Origin of the sequence: Streptomyces filipinensis (genome assembly GCF_014649495.1) — a bacterium.
In the GTDB taxonomy this organism is placed as follows: domain Bacteria; phylum Actinomycetota; class Actinomycetes; order Streptomycetales; family Streptomycetaceae; genus Streptomyces; species Streptomyces filipinensis.
Genome location: NZ_BMTD01000004.1, coordinates 52276 through 66347, shown reverse-complemented (window position 1 = coordinate 66347; position 14072 = coordinate 52276). Strand labels below are relative to the sequence as shown.

Below are 14072 nucleotides of genomic sequence, written 5' to 3'. Positions count from 1 at the left end.
GGCCGCCTTCTCTTTGGCATGATCGAGGCCCGGAAACCGATGACAGGCGCGACGACGGTCGCGAGGGACTTCGAGGGAGGTCGGCCCGGGTGATCCTCACGGTCACGCTGAACACCGCTCTCGACCTCACCTATCGCGTGCGGTCGCTGCGGCCGCACGCCTCGCACCGGGTCTCGGAGGTCGTCGAGCGGCCGGGCGGCAAGGGTGTGAACGTGGCCCGGGTGCTGGCCGCGCTCGGCCACGAGGTGACGGTCACGGGCTTCGCGGGCGCCGCGACCGGCCGGGCGATACGCGACCGGCTGGCCGGCATCGACGGCCTGACGGACGCGCTGGTCCCGGTCGCCGGAGCGACCCGGCGCACGATCGCCGTGGTGGACGAACTCTCGGGTGACACCACCCAGTTGAACGAGCCTGGTCCGCAGATCGAGCCGGCCGAGTGGGGTGTGTTCCTGGACCGCTACGAGGAGCTGCTGGCCGGCACCTCGGCGGTGGCCCTGTGCGGCAGCCTGCCCCCGGGCGTCCCGGTCGGCGCGTACGCGAACCTGGTCCGGACCGCCCGCTCCCACGGCGTCCCCGTGCTGCTGGACACCAGCGGCGAACCGCTCCGCCGCGGGGTGGCGGCCCGCCCCGACCTGATCAAACCCAACACCGACGAACTGGCCGAACTCACCGGCTCCCACGAACCGTTGCGCGCCACCCAGGACGCCCGCCGCCGCGGCGCCCACGCGGTGGTCGCCTCTCTGGGCGCGGAAGGCCTGCTGGCCGCCACCCCCGAGGGCCGCTGGCGCGCCACACCCCCCGCCCGCCTCCACGGCAACCCGACGGGCGCGGGCGACTCCGCGGTCGCGGGCCTGCTCTCGGGCCTGGTCGAGAAACTCCCCTGGCCGGAACGGCTGGCCCGCGCGGCCGCGTTGTCGGCGGCGACGGTTCGGGCCCCGGCCGCCGGCGAGTTCGACCCCGCGGTGTACGAGGAGCTGCGGGGGCGGGTGGCGGTGACCGGGGTCGTCAGCGCGGCCTAGACGTCCTTCTTGACCTGACCCTGCTTCAGCTTGACCTTGCTGATCAGGGCGTTGCACTTGTCGCCGGAGCCACAGGAGACGGAGATCGTGTTGGGGCCCTGCTTCAGGGTCGGCCACACGTAGGAGTACGTCCAGCCGTTGGCGAAGTCGCCGTTCTTGGCGTGGCGGTAGTTCACCATGCCCAGCTTGCTGCCGAACGGGGTGCCGTTGACGGTGACCGTCATCGACTGGTCGTCGTCGGCCGTGCTGTAGTACACGAACAGGGTGTACGAGCCGTCCGACGGGGCGTTGACGTTCCAGGTGACCGAGGCGCCGGGCTGGTTCAGCCCCGTCACATAGCTGCCGTCGGAGGAGGTCGCGCCCTTGACGTCCGAAGCCTTCGCCGCACCGCCGGCCGGCGTGAGGGCCGAGGCGTCGGCGTGCAGCGCGTCGCTCGCCGACGCACTGCTCGCCGACGGACGGGGTGCGTGGCTCTGGGACTGGGTCGGGGTCGTGTCGGCCTCGTTGTCGGTCTTCTTGTCGTCGTTGCCGTTGAGCATGGCGACGCCGATGCCGATGACGACCGCGGCGACCACCGCGATCGCGCCGATCAGGAGGCCCTTGGTGTTGGGGCCGCGGCGGCCGGGGGCCGGGGGCGCCGGCTGGCGTCCGGGCGGGGTGCCGCCGGGCAGGGTCTCAGGGGCCTGGTAATGGGCGTTCGGCTGGGCGTAGGCGCCCTGCTGCTGCGGCACGGTCGGCTGGCCGTACTGCGGCTGCTGGGCGTACTGGCGCTCGCCGACCGTACGCACTCTGCTGACCGAGTTCGGGTAGCCGTAACCTCCGGACGGCGGCTGGGCTCCTCTGGCCTGGCCGTCGGCGTACAGATAGCCGAACGGGTCGTCGTCCTCGGGCGTGCTCGGGCCGTTTTCGCCGGGCGTCATCCCTTGGTCTCCTCAGCAGGTGCGGGTGGATGCGATACAGGTCTGGAAGGGCGAGCCTACCCGCTCCGAGTGGGCCAAACGGGTGACTCAGACCGCATCAACTCTCTGACCTGCGGGTCATCCGGCGCGTCGGTGTTGTTTGGGACGAGATCGTTTCTCTACGTACATACGCTCGTCGGCTGACTTCAACACTTCGTCCGCAGTCATGCCGCAGTGTGCCCATCCGATGCCGAAACTCGCGCCCACCCGGACGGCCCGGCCCTCGGCCCGGATCGGCTGGATGATCTCGTTGCGCAGCCGGACGGCGAGGTCCTGGGCGTCGGCCCGGCCGAGGCCGTCGGCGAGGATCACGAACTCGTCGCCGCCCAGACGGGCCACCGTGTCCCCGTCGCGTACCCCACGCGAAAGGCGCCGGGCCACCTCGATCAGGACCGCGTCGCCCGCGTTGTGCCCGAAGCGGTCGTTGATCGACTTGAAGCCGTCGAGGTCGCAGAAGAGGACCGCGAGGCCCTTGGTGCCGTCGTCCCGGTCGTCCTCGGGGGCCACGGTGTGGACATGGTGGTCGTAGGCGTCGTAGCCCTCCGTGCCCGGCCGGAAGTCGAAGCCGTGCCCGGCGGGGGCGTCGAAGGCGGGGTGGCCGTAGGCCGCGTCCAGGGACTCCAGCTCACCGGCGTGGGCGGGGCGCCGGCACAGCCGGGCCGACAGGCGCGAGCGCAGCTCGGCGGAGTTCGGCAGGCCGGTGAGCGAGTCGTGGGAGGCGCGGTGGGCGAGCTGCAGCTCGCGGCGCTTGCGCTCCTCTATGTCCTCGACGTGGGTGAGGAGGAAGCGGGGGCCGTCGGCGGCGTCCGCGACGACGGAGTTACGGAGGGACACCCAGACGTACGTGCCGTCGCGGCGGCCCAGGCGCAGCTCGGCCCGGCCGCCCTCGGCGGAGGTCCTCAGCAGGGTGCCGATGTCCTCGGGGTGGACCAGGTCGGAGAAGGAGTAGCGGCGCATCGCGGAGGCCGGGCGGCCCAGCAGGCGGCACAGGGCGTCGTTGCTGCGCAGGATGCGGCCGTGCTGGTCGCCACCCATCTCGGCGATGGCCATGCCGGAGGGGGCGTACTCGAAGGCCTGCCTGAAGCTTTCCTCACTGGCCCGCAGGGCCTGCTGCTCGCGCTCCAGGCGGACCAGGGCGCGCTGCATGTTCGCACGCAGACGCGCGTTGCTGATCGCGATGGCGGCCTGGAAGGCGTACATCTGCAGGGCCTCGCGGCCCCAGGCGCCGGGGTGGCGGCCGTTGCGCGGCCGGTCGACGGAGATCACCCCGAGCAGCTCACCGGAGGAGCCGCCCTGCACGCCCGGGGTGTACATGGGCGCGAAGAGGCGGTCCGAGGGGTGCCACTCGTCCTCGAAGCGGGGGGCCGGGCCGTCGGTGTACCACTGGGGGACGTCGTCGTCGTCGAGGACCCAGCCCTCGGTGTGCGGTATGAAGATCAGGTCACCCCAGCGCTCGCCCATGTTCAGCCGCCGCTCCCAGGACTCACGGGAGCCGACCCGGCCGGTGATCAGGGCCTCGGCGGCGGAGTTCCCGGAGAACGCGGCGACGACGAGGTCGCCGTCGGGGCGCACGAGGTTCACGCACGCCATCTCGTAGCCGAGGGCGTGTACGGCGCCGTCGGAGACGGTCTGCAGTGTGTCCGCCAGGCTGCGTGCCGTGTTCATGTCGGCCATGACCTGGTGCAGCTGTCGCAGGGACGCAAGGCGGACATACGGCTCCGACTCGGTCTCCATGCTCGCCCTCCCCCGAGACCTCGCAGCGAATCAAGGGTTGTCGTCGGCGCTTCTTCAGGGTGCCGCTTACGGTGCTGTTCCAGTTTCCCCGCCACTGAATCACAGCGCGCTGCCCACTCGGTACACAGGGTCAACAATTCCTGCCCCTTGTGACTCAAGTCACAGAAGAACGTGAACAATTGAGTGGAGTTTCTGCGGTTTCCCCATGCGGTTACTGAACGCAATTTTTGCGTGTCTGTTCACTTTGCGTACACAGACGTACACAGCGGTCCGCCCCTGGTCCTAGGACCCGCCTCGGGCCGACGCCCGATGCGGTGCGCGCGGAGCGGAGACTAGCGTTTCCGGCGTGCTGAAGACTCCCTCACCCACCGCCACCGCCGCTTCCGGGCATGCTGAGGGGGTGAGCAACGACGAGTTCCGGGCCGCGATGTCCCGGCTGGCCGCCGGGGTGGTCCTGGTGACCGCGCAGGAACCGCCGCTGGACCCGGACGACCCGGACGCGCCCGGCATGGAGGACGTCGGCATGACCGCCACCGCCTTCCTGTCCGTCTCCCTCGACCCGCCGCTGGTCCTGGTCAGCCTGCGCGAGGGCTCCCGCATGGACGACCTGCTCGACGAGCAGCCCCTGTGGGCGGTGTCGGTGCTCGCCGAGAGCCAACGGCACATCGCGGGCCGCTTCGCCATGAAGGGCCGCATCAGCGACCGGCTGCTCTTCGAGGACATCGCCTACGCCCGCGGCGAGACCACCGGCGCGCCGCTGGTGGGCGGCGCGCTGGCCACGCTGGAGTGCCGCACCGAGCAGCGGGTGGCGGCCGGCGACCACACGCTCGTCATCGGCCGCGTCCTGACCGCACGCGTCCCGAGCGCGGAGGGCGGCCCGCTGCTGTACTTCCGGGGCCGGTACCGGCAGCTGGGCTGAGCCCCGATATTGCGTGGCGGGGGCTGAACCGCGGGCTTACGGTGCGCGCATGACACCCCGCCTGGAAGACGTCACACCCGCGAACTTCGACGCGGCGATCGGCATCCGGATCCACCCCGACCAGGAACACGCGGTCCAGCCGGTCGTACGGTCCCTCGCCGAGGCCTACGTCCACCCCGCCGGCGTCGCCTGGCCCCGGCTGATCGTCGACGACGACCGTCCGGTCGGCTTCCTGATGGCCTTCCTGGACATCGACTGGTACGGCGACGGCAGCGTGCGCCGCTCGGGCCTGTGGCGCCTGAACATCGCCGCGGACGCGCAGCGCCGGGGGTACGGCCGCTTCGCGGTCGACGCGGTGGCCGACCTGGTCCGGGGCCGCGGCGGCACCGAGATGTACGTCTGCTGGCATCCCGGCGCGGGCGGCCCCGAGGGCTTCTACCTGGGCCTGGGCTTCCGCCCCACGGGGGAGGTCACCGAGGGTGAGACGGTCGGGGTACGGCGGGTGTGAGGGTCCGGGGGCGGCGCCGTGGTGGTTCCGGTCGTCCGCCGCCCCGGCTCGCCTCAGGCCGGCTCGACGGTCAGCTCCGCCAACCGGTCCGGGTTCGTCACGATGTCGATGGACGCGATCCGGTCGGCCACGAAGGTGAACGTCAGCGCGCGCTCCAGCCGGCCGTCGGCGTACACGACCAGCCCCGTGGCACCGTCCACCAGCGCGGCACGCGCGACGCGGGCCAGATGGGCGAAGCTCTTCGCGCCGGAGGCGACCCCGGCCGCGCCGATGCTCGTACCGGCGTCGCTGCGGGCCAGCACGTCCGGGTCGAGCACCGCCAGCAGCCCGTCGAAGTCACCGTCCCGCGCGGCCGACAGAAAGGCGTCGACCACTTCCCGCTGCCGGACCAGGTCCGCCTCCGGCGCCTGAGCACCCCGCACCCGCCGCCGCGCGCGGCTGGCCAGCTGCCGCGCGGCGGCCGGACTGCGCCCGAGGACGCCGCCGACCTCGTCGAACGGCACCCCGAACAGATCGTGCAGCACGAACGCCAGCCGCTCGGCCGGCGACAGCGTGTCGAGGACGACGAGCAGCGCCACCCCGACCGAGTCCGCGAGCACCGCGTCCTGGGCCGGGTCCGGTGCGGCGGAGGCGCCCGGGTTCCAGGTGTCCAGGGGCTCCTCGCCACGGGAACGGCGGGAGCGGAGCATGTCGAGGCAGACCCGGCCGACGACGGTCGTCAGCCAGCCCCCGAGGTTGCCCACCTCACCGGTGTCGGAGCGGCTCAGCCGGAACCACGCCTCCTGCACCGCGTCCTCGGCCTCCACGACCGAACCCAGCATCCGGTAGGCGACGGCCCGCAGATGCCCCCGGTACGCCTCGAACCGCTCGGCCAGAAGATCGTCGTCGCGGTGCTGCCCGTTGTCGCTCATCGTGTGGTCCGGCCTCTCCGTCGCCGTCAGCGGTCCTGCGCCTCAGTCCTCTGTGTCACTGACGAACCGCGGACCGCGGATGTGACGGGTGCCGCCCGCCGGGCGGCACCGGCTCACGACCAGTCCCGGCCCGAGCGGCCCCGCTTGGTGTCCGAGCGCTGCTTCTTCTCCCGCAGCCGGCGTTCGTTGATACCGCGCGGGATCCGGGTGGGGCGGCGCGGCCTGGGCGGGGGTGCGCTGGCCTCGGCGAGGAGGGCGGCGAGGCGGACGGCGGCGGCCTCGCGGTTGCGCCACTGGGAGCGGTGCTCGGAGGCACGCACGGACACCACTCCGTCGACGAGGCGGCCCGCGAGCCGCTGCAGCGCCCGCTCCTTCCACACCGGAGGCAGCGCCTCGGTGCGCGCCAGGTCGAAACGCAGCTCCACCTGCGAGTCACTGGTGTTGACGTGCTGGCCGCCGGGCCCTGACGACCTGGAGAAACGCCACATCAGCTCGGCCTCGGGAAGCGAGACGGAGCCACGAACGACGTAAGGACCGGACATGCGTCCCATGTTCCCGGCCCGGCCCGCCCCGCGTCACCCGGTTTTCGAGGCTGGTAAAAGAGGTTGGTAAAAGAGGTAAAGGGATCCGGAACCATGGGGACCCCCCTCGACGTTCTCCCCGGTGACGGTAGCTTCGTCGGCACAGAAACCTAAAGGGAAGGACTCCCAATCATGGCTGTAAGCCTGTCCAAGGGTGGCAACGTCTCGCTCACCAAGGAGGCTCCGGGCCTGACCGCCGTCACCGTGGGCCTCGGCTGGGACGTCCGCACCACCACCGGCACGGACTTCGACCTGGACGCCTCGGCCATCGCGGTGAACGGCCAGGGCAAGGTCTACTCGGACGCGCACTTCGTCTTCTTCAACAACAAGCAGACCCCGGACAACTCCATCGTCCACACCGGCGACAACCGCACGGGCGAGGGCGCCGGCGACGACGAGGCGATCAACGTCAACCTGGCCGCGCTCCCGGCCGACATCGACAAGATCGTCTTCCCGGTGTCCATCTACGACGCCGAGAACCGCGGCCAGAACTTCGGCCAGGTCCGCAACGCCTACATCCGCATCGTCAACCAGGCCGGCGGCGCCGAGATCGCCCGCTACGACCTCTCCGAGGACGCCGCCACGGAGACCGCCATGGTCTTCGGCGAGCTGTACCGCAACGGCGCGGAGTGGAAGTTCCGCGCGGTGGGCCAGGGCTACGCCTCGGGCCTGGTCGGCATCGCCCAGGACTTCGGCGTCAACGTCTGACGCCCGATCGTCCGAGCGGACAGCCCCGGACCCGGCGCGCACGCGGTCCGGGGCATCCGTCGCCGCCCGGGAAATCCCGGTGAGGACGGCACGGCCTGCGGTTAGGTTGCCCCCGTGATCCTTGAGCCCCTCTCCCCCGGACAGGACATCCCGGCCCCGCTGCTGACCGAACTCACCGCGCTGTACGCGTCCAACCGCGAGTTCCACCGGCTCAGCGGTGACTTCCCCGACCCGGACGACGTACGCCCCGGGCAGGTCGCGGCCGCGCTGGCCGAGGACCTGGCGATGCCGGACGCCGAAGTGCTGCTCGCCCGCACGGAGCAGGGGCGCCTCGTCGGGCTCGCGGGCACCCTCGCCCACCACCCCGACCCGGCCGACCCGGACCCGTGGATCGGACTGCTGCTGGTGGACGCGGCCCAGCACGGCAAGGGGTACGGCCGTGCCCTCGTGCGTCTCGTCGAGAACCGTTTCCGCGCGCAAGGCCGCGGCGCGGTGCGGCTCGCCGTCCTCGCCAACAACCCCAAGGCCCTGGCCTTCTGGACCGCCCTCGGCTACGAACTGATCGGCCGGCGCCCCGACCGCGCCCGGGGCCGCCCCTGCGCCGTGCTCCGCAAGGTGCTGGGCGAGGTGCTGCGCATACCGAGAGCGGCGGCCCGGATCGCCGTCGTGGCCCCGGACGGCGCGGTGTTCCTCTTCCGGTACGACAACGTCGAGGTCGGGCCCCACTGGGCCCTGCCCGGCGGCGGCCTGGAGCCGGGCGAGAGCCCGCGCGAGGGCGCCCTGCGCGAACTGGCCGAGGAGACCGGCTGGAGCGATCTGGAGCCCGGCCCCCTGCTGTGCACCTGGGAGCACGACTTCACCCGCATGGACATCCCCGTCCGCCAGCACGAGCACGTCTACGTCACCCGCGGTCCCCGCCGGGACCCGGCCGGCCCCCGCCTCGCCGCCGAGCACACCGCCGACGGCATCCTCGGCTGGCGGTGGTGGACGAGGCGGGAACTGGCCGGGGAACCCGAGCCGGTGTGGCCGCCGGGGCTCGGGCGGCTGCTGGACGCGTGGGAGGGCTGATCAGGCCGTGCGGCGGACGACGCCGGCCGGCGGGACACCGCGGCGAGGGACGCGGCCGGCCGGTCAGGGCCGGGACGGTTTGCGGTCCCCGTACAGCCAGTCCTTCCATATCTCGGTGAAGTCCTGGTGCGGGGCCTTCTTCTCGACGTACGCGGTGAAGTCGGCGGTGTTCGCGCTGCCATGGCGGTGGGCGGCGGCCCAGCCCTGGATGATGTCGTAGAACGTGTCGTCGCCGACCTTCTGCCGGATCTTCTGCAGGACCATCGCGCCGCGCTCGTAGACGGGGCTGTCGGAGATGTGCGCGGCACCGGACGGTTTGGCGGGCGGGTAGGCCCAGATGGCCTCGTTGTCACCGTCGTAGAGATCCGTGAAGGTCTGCTGGGCGCTCTTGCCGCCGTGGTCCTCCCGGTACAGCCACTCCGCGTAGGTGGCGAAGCCCTCGTTGAGCCACATGTCCTGCCAGGACTTCGGGGTGACCGAGTCGCCGTACCACTGGTGGGCGAGTTCGTGCACGAGCGTGCCGGTGTCGAACTCGTCGCCGGGGAAGACGGGGCGGTTCTGGGTCTCCAGGGCGTAGCCGACGTCGCCCGGCCGGTCGACGATCGCCCCGGTGGAGGAGAAGGGGTACGGCCCGAAGTTGATCTCCTCCCACTTGATGATGTCGGGGAGTTGCGCGAGCACCTTCCGGCTCGCCTTCTCCTGGGTGGGGTCGACGGCGGTGAGGATCGGCAGCCCGTGCGGGCCGGTGCTGCGGGTGAGGTCGAAGTGGCCGACGGCGACCGTGGCGAGATAGCTCGCCATGGGCTGGGCGGTGTGCCAGTGGTAGGCCGTGCGGCCGCCCTTGGTGGCCTGGTCCGCCAACTCGCCGTTGGAGACGGCCTGGAGACCCTTGGGGACGGTGACGGTGAGGTCGTAGGTCGCCTTGTCGGAGGGGTGGTGGTTGCCCGGGAACCAGGCCATGGAACCGACGGGTTCGCCGAGGCCGAGGGCGCCGTCGGCGGTGGGCAGCCAGCCCTCCTGGGAGCCGTCGGGGTCGGTGAGCGTGCGCGGGGTGCCCGCGTAGCGGACGACCGTGCGGAAGGTCTCGCCCTTGCTCAGGTCGTCGTGCGGGCGGACGGTCAGTTCCTGGCCGGCGCGGTTGAAGAGGGCCTTTCGGCCCTCGACGGTCACCGAGTCGACGTCCAGCCCTGCGAGGTCGAGGTCGAAGGCGGACAGGGCCCGGGTGGCGCGGGCGGTGATGACCGCCGTACCGGTGAGCCGGTGGGTGGCGGGGGTGTAGTCCAGGGTGAGGTCGTAGTGCCCGACGTCGTAGCCGCCGTTGCCGGCCTTGGGGAAGTACGGGTCGCGCAGCCCGGAGCCGCCCGGGGTGCCGTGCACACCGCCGTCGCACGCGGTCCCGGTGAGGGCGAGGACGAGCAGGGCCGCGACGGCCGGGACAAGGCGCACGGATCTGGACATGTCAGTGATCTTATGTGCCGGGGGGCGCGGGCAGGCATGACACCATCTGTGACGTGCTCGACATCGGCTACGCCCTCTCCAACCGGTTTCCCGACCCCCCGCAGACCGACTACCGCCGCGCGGACGTCCACGCGCTGCGGCACGACCTGTTCTGCGGAGACGTCTATCTCGCGGACACCAGGACGGACCGGGAACTGTCCACATCCTGGGGATGGGTGCCGGTGCTGGACTTCGCCTGGGCGCTGTGCGACATCGTGGAGCGGCTGGACCGGGATCCGATGGGTTCCCGCGCCGCCCGGCCGCAGCACGCGGAGCTGGACTTCACCGAGTCCACCGACCGGATGCTCTTCGAGCGCCGCTTCGGCTGGGTGGACATCACCGCCGACTGGGCGCCGGCCGAGGAGTCCCCGCTGTCCTTCTCCCACGCCGCACTGCGCCGCGAGGCCCGCGACTTCCTGCACGACCTGATCGCGGACCTCACCGACCTCCACGAGGACCTGGCGGAGAACCCGGCCGTCTGGACACTGCAGGCCCGCTTTCCGAGAGTGCCCTAGCGTCGCGTGCCGTAGCCGTGCGTGCCGGTCGGGGGGCTCCCGCCCCCCGCCGCCCCGGGACCCCGCCCCCGGACCCCCGCCGTCCTCACTCCACCCGGATGCCCAGCTCCGCCGCCAACGCGGGCGCCAGATCCAGCAGTTGCCCCGTGCTGACCACCGCCCCGGACAGCCGGTCCAGTCCCCGCACGATCTCCAGCGGAGCGGCACCGCGCAGGTCCACGTCCTTCAGCGTCGCGCCGCCGAAGTCGGCCTCTCTCAGCGCGCAGTCGACGAACTCCACCCGCTCCAGGCGCGCGCCCGCGAAGTCCGGCTCGACCAGCACACAGGACTCGAAGACGACGTCCTTGAGGCGGGCCTCGCGCAGGTTCAGAAAGTCGATCTTGCCGCCGCGCACCACGACCCGCTCCAGGACGGCACCGTGCAGCTGGGTGCCGCCCAGGCGGGCGTCGACCAGCTCGACGTCCCGGAACGTGGACTCGGCGAGATGCGTGCCGACCCCGCGCAGCCCGGTCAGGACCGAGTCCAGCACTCTGGCCCGGCCCAGCCCCGTACCGTCCACCGCGCAGCCCGTCAGCGCGCAGTCCATGAACCGGGCGCCCACGCCGTCCTGCCCGGTCAGGTCCGCGTCCCGGAACTCCAGCCCGTCGTAGTCCCCGTCGGGCCGCAACTCCGCGTCGGGCCACGGCTCCAGAGGCGGCAGCCTCAACTCCGGCCGTCGCGCCCCCCGCACCCCTGCCCGGCCGCCCGCCGCACGGCCGCCGCCCATCGCTCTCCTCGCCATGCCCCCATGCTGCACCCCGCCACTGACAAACCGCCCCGACCTGCGAGAACCCCGTCCATGTCACATCCCGGCACACCCCGGCCGTCCTCGTTACACACCAGGCGAACCGATCCGAGGGAGAGACCGTCCCATGCACCCCATCACCGTCGTCGGCGGCGGCTTCGCCGGACTCACCGCCGCGATCACCGCCGCCGAGGCAGGCGCCAGGGTCACCGTGTACGAGGCCCACCACACCCTGGGCGGCAGGGCCCGCACCGCCGCGGGCCCGTACCGCACCAACGAGGGCCCGCACGCCCTCTACAACGGCGGCCCGCACTGGACCTGGCTCAAGCAGCGCGACCTGATCGGCCCGCTCGCCCCCATCCCGCCGCTGGAGGCGGCCCGGCTGCGGCTGCGCCACCACGGCGCCCTGCGCCGCACCCCGCCCTTCGGCATGCTCAAGCTGCTGCGCCCCGGCCTGCGCCCGGCCCCCGTCGACGCCGACTTCCTGAGCTGGGCGAGCGAGATCGCCGGCGAGGAGGGCGCCCGCGCCGCGGCCCACTACGCGGCCGTCGCCCTCTTCCACCACGACCCGGGCGCCCTGTCCGCCGCGTTCGTGCAGGAACGCCTGCGCCGGGCCACCAAGCTGCCGCCGGAGGCGCACTACCCGGTCGGCGGCTGGGCCCGTGTCATCGACCGGATGGCCGCGCGGGCCTGGAAGCTGGGCGTGCGGATCGAGACGCTCTCCCGCGTCGACGCACTGCCCACCGGCACCCCCGTGATCGTCGCGACCTCCCTGCCCGCCGCCCGCCGGCTGCTCGGCGACGACTCACTGACCTGGCCCAGCGGCCGCACCGTCCTGCTCGACCTCGCCGTACGCGCCCGGCGCGGTGACCCCTTCGTCCTCTCCGACCTCGACGCGACCGGCTGGCTCGAACGGTGCACGGCGCCGGACCGGACCCTGGCACCCGCCGGGGAGCAGCTGATCCAGGGGCAGATCCCGATCGGGCCGGGCGAGTTGCGCGCCGACGGTCTGGCCCGCGCCGGTGAACTGCTCGATCTGGGCTTCCCCGGCTGGCGGGAGCGGGTGACCTGGCGGCGGGACGCCGTGGCCGACGGCCGTACCGGGGCGGTGGACCCGCCCGGCCTCAGCTGGCGGGACCGGCCCGGCGTGGACCGGGGCGACGGGGTCTACCTCGCGGGCGACCAGGTGGCGGCGCCCGGGGTGCTGTCGGAGGTGTCCTTCAACAGCGCGGTCACGGCCGTGTCCCTGATCCTCGGCCGGCCCGCGCTTGACCTCAAGCATGCTTGAGGCCGGAGGGTTGGCCCTGCCGCAACAGTCCGAGACAGTCGTCTTCCCGGGGGTCGCCATGCACGCCGTCCGTCTGTACGCCTTCGGGCCGGCCGAGAACCTGCTCTACGAGCGGGCCGAGGACCCGGTCCCCGGCCCCGGCCAGGTACGGATCGCGGTCGCCGCGGCCGGGGTCCACCTGCTCGACGCGGCCCTGCGCGCCGGTCACCGGGGCCCGCTGCCCGAGCGGCCCGCCCTGCCGACCGTGCCCGGCCGGGAGGTCGCGGGCGTCGTGGACGCCCTCGGCGACGGCGTCGACGGACTCTGGCTCGGCCGGCGGGTCGTGGCCCACCTCGGCTTCGCGCCCGGAGGCTATGCCGAACTCGCCGTCACCGACGCCGACCGCGTGCACGAGATCCCCGGGAACCTGGACTTCGCGGCGGCCGTCGCCATGATCGGCACGGGCCGCACGGCGCTGGGCGTCGCGGGGTTCGCCGAACCGGGACCGGACGACGTGGTCGTCGTACCGGCCGCCGCCGGCGGCATCGGCACCCTCCTCGTGCAGCACGCCAGGAACGCCGGCGCCACCGTCATCGGGCTCGCCGGCGGCGCCGGAAAGACGGCCCGGGTCCGGGCGAACGGCGCGGATCTCGCCGCCGACTACACCGACACCGCATGGCCCGCGAAGGTCCGCGCCCACCTCGCGGGACGGCCGGCCACGATCGTCTACGACGGCGTCGGCGGCGAGGCGGCCCGGCAGGCCGTGGCCCTCCTGGGCCCCGGCGGCCGGCACCTGGTCTTCGGCTGGTCCGCGGAGGGCGTCGGCGCCGGCGCGGGCTACGCCGTCGAAGGCCTCTCCGAGTCCGTGCTCGGCCCCAAGATGCTCCGCAGGGCCGGCGGCCTGCGCGCACTCGAACGGCGCGCCCTCGCCGAGGCCGCCCACGGCCGGCTGCGCCCCGCCGTCACCCGCTTCCCCCTCGCAAAGGCGGCCGAGGCACACCGCGCACTGGAGAACCGCGGCACGACAGGGAAGGTGGTGCTGGAGCCGTGAGGCACCCGCCGGACGCCAGGAGTGCCGGCCCGCATCCGGGCGAGGGCGCCGCTGCCGGCCTCAGTCGCCCGAGCCCAGCGCCGCCAGCGCCCCGTCCGTCACCCGGTACACCGTCCACTCGTCCTGCGGACGCGCACCGAGCGCCTCGTAGAAGCCGATCGCGGGCCGGTTCCAGTCGAGCACCGACCACTCCAGACGCTCGTAGCCGCGCTCCACGCAGATGCGCGCCAGTCCCGTCAGCAGCGCCCGCCCGTGCCCGCCGCCGCGTGCACCCGGCCGGCCGTACAGGTCCTCCAGACAGATTCCGTGCACCCCGCGCCAGGTGGAGAAGTTCGGGAACCACAGCGCGAACCCCGCCGGCTCACCGCTGACGTCGTCCACCGCGACATGCGCGAACGCCGCCGGCCGCTCCCCGAACAGGGCCTCCCGCAGTTGCTCCTGCGTCGCCCGGGCCTCCTCCGGGGCCTTCTCGTACTCCGCCAGTTCACGGATCAGGTCATGGATGACGGGGATGTCGGCGGGGGTCGCGGTACGAATCATGCGAGGAGGCC

At 72.9% G+C, this 14072-nt stretch carries 15 protein-coding genes; 8 read left to right on the top strand and 7 right to left on the bottom strand.

Going from position 1 to position 14072, the window contains the following annotated elements; all coding sequences use genetic code 11:
- The first annotated feature begins 89 nt into the window (after nucleotides 1-89).
- Entirely contained in the window at nucleotides 90-1019 is a 930-nt protein-coding gene (locus tag IE244_RS11235) for a 1-phosphofructokinase family hexose kinase (protein ID WP_191873048.1), read from the top strand.
- Here IE244_RS11235 and IE244_RS11230 read toward each other — a convergent pair.
- Both IE244_RS11230 and cdgB read right to left on the bottom strand, forming a co-directional pair.
- Nucleotides 1016-1939, bottom strand: coding sequence for a CBM35 domain-containing protein (locus IE244_RS11230; protein ID WP_191873047.1), 924 nt, complete (start codon nucleotides 1937-1939; stop codon nucleotides 1016-1018). The two genes, IE244_RS11235 and IE244_RS11230, sit on opposite strands and share 4 nt — an antisense overlap.
- Nucleotides 1940-2056: 117 nt before the next feature.
- Entirely contained in the window at nucleotides 2057-3712 is a 1656-nt protein-coding gene (gene cdgB, locus IE244_RS11225) for a diguanylate cyclase CdgB (protein ID WP_191873046.1), read from the bottom strand.
- A 346-nt stretch (nucleotides 3713-4058) separates the two neighbouring features.
- Here cdgB and IE244_RS11220 point away from each other — a divergent pair, with 346 nt between their 5' ends.
- Together IE244_RS11220 and IE244_RS11215 are read left to right on the top strand one after the other, a co-directional pair.
- Nucleotides 4059-4631, top strand: coding sequence for a flavin reductase family protein (locus IE244_RS11220; protein WP_078963966.1), 573 nt, complete (start codon nucleotides 4059-4061; stop codon nucleotides 4629-4631).
- A 49-nt stretch (nucleotides 4632-4680) separates the two neighbouring features.
- Nucleotides 4681-5139, top strand: a complete 459-nt coding sequence (locus IE244_RS11215) for a GNAT family N-acetyltransferase (protein WP_191873042.1) — start codon at nucleotides 4681-4683, stop codon at nucleotides 5137-5139.
- 53 nt (nucleotides 5140-5192) lie between these two features.
- Here the strand turns inward: IE244_RS11215 and IE244_RS11210 are convergent, their stop codons facing one another.
- Both IE244_RS11210 and arfB read right to left on the bottom strand, forming a co-directional pair.
- Complete coding sequence (locus IE244_RS11210) at nucleotides 5193-6050, bottom strand: sigma-70 family RNA polymerase sigma factor (RefSeq protein WP_191873040.1); 858 nt, start codon at nucleotides 6048-6050, stop codon at nucleotides 5193-5195.
- A gap of 113 nt (nucleotides 6051-6163) precedes the next feature.
- Nucleotides 6164-6601 carry an alternative ribosome rescue aminoacyl-tRNA hydrolase ArfB gene (gene arfB / locus IE244_RS11205; RefSeq protein WP_031170908.1) on the bottom strand — a complete coding sequence of 146 codons (438 nt, stop codon included), beginning with the start codon at nucleotides 6599-6601 and terminating at the stop codon, nucleotides 6164-6166.
- Nucleotides 6602-6763: 162 nt separating this feature from the next.
- On the opposite strand from arfB, the gene IE244_RS11200 reads away from it, so the two are divergent.
- Both IE244_RS11200 and IE244_RS11195 read left to right on the top strand, forming a co-directional pair.
- Nucleotides 6764-7339 (top strand): TerD family protein, encoded by a 576-nt coding sequence (locus IE244_RS11200; protein ID WP_031170907.1) that lies wholly within the window; start codon nucleotides 6764-6766, stop codon nucleotides 7337-7339.
- Nucleotides 7340-7453: 114 nt separating this feature from the next.
- A complete protein-coding gene (locus IE244_RS11195; protein WP_191873038.1) occupies nucleotides 7454-8407 on the top strand; it encodes a bifunctional GNAT family N-acetyltransferase/NUDIX hydrolase in 954 nt (317 codons plus the stop codon).
- 63 nt (nucleotides 8408-8470) lie between these two features.
- Here IE244_RS11195 and IE244_RS11190 read toward each other — a convergent pair whose 3' ends face one another.
- Nucleotides 8471-9865 (bottom strand): M1 family metallopeptidase, encoded by a 1395-nt coding sequence (locus IE244_RS11190; protein WP_191873036.1) that lies wholly within the window; start codon nucleotides 9863-9865, stop codon nucleotides 8471-8473.
- A gap of 53 nt (nucleotides 9866-9918) precedes the next feature.
- On the opposite strand from IE244_RS11190, the gene IE244_RS11185 reads away from it, so the two are divergent.
- Nucleotides 9919-10419, top strand: coding sequence for a hypothetical protein (locus IE244_RS11185; protein WP_191873034.1), 501 nt, complete (start codon nucleotides 9919-9921; stop codon nucleotides 10417-10419).
- Nucleotides 10420-10504: 85 nt separating this feature from the next.
- Here the strand turns inward: IE244_RS11185 and IE244_RS11180 are convergent, their stop codons facing one another.
- Nucleotides 10505-11200: a pentapeptide repeat-containing protein gene (locus IE244_RS11180; RefSeq protein ID WP_191873032.1), complete on the bottom strand. Its 696-nt coding sequence runs from the start codon at nucleotides 11198-11200 to the stop codon at nucleotides 10505-10507.
- 130 nt (nucleotides 11201-11330) lie between these two features.
- Here IE244_RS11180 and IE244_RS11175 point away from each other — a divergent pair, with 130 nt between their 5' ends.
- Nucleotides 11331-12491 carry an FAD-dependent oxidoreductase gene (locus IE244_RS11175; RefSeq protein WP_191873031.1) on the top strand — a complete coding sequence of 387 codons (1161 nt, stop codon included), beginning with the start codon at nucleotides 11331-11333 and terminating at the stop codon, nucleotides 12489-12491.
- Between the two features lie 58 nt (nucleotides 12492-12549).
- A complete protein-coding gene (locus IE244_RS11170; protein ID WP_191873688.1) occupies nucleotides 12550-13521 on the top strand; it encodes a zinc-binding dehydrogenase in 972 nt (323 codons plus the stop codon).
- A gap of 60 nt (nucleotides 13522-13581) precedes the next feature.
- Here the strand turns inward: IE244_RS11170 and IE244_RS11165 are convergent, their stop codons facing one another.
- Nucleotides 13582-14061 carry a GNAT family N-acetyltransferase gene (locus IE244_RS11165; RefSeq protein WP_191873029.1) on the bottom strand — a complete coding sequence of 160 codons (480 nt, stop codon included), beginning with the start codon at nucleotides 14059-14061 and terminating at the stop codon, nucleotides 13582-13584.
- Nucleotides 14062-14072: the final 11 nt, after the last annotated feature.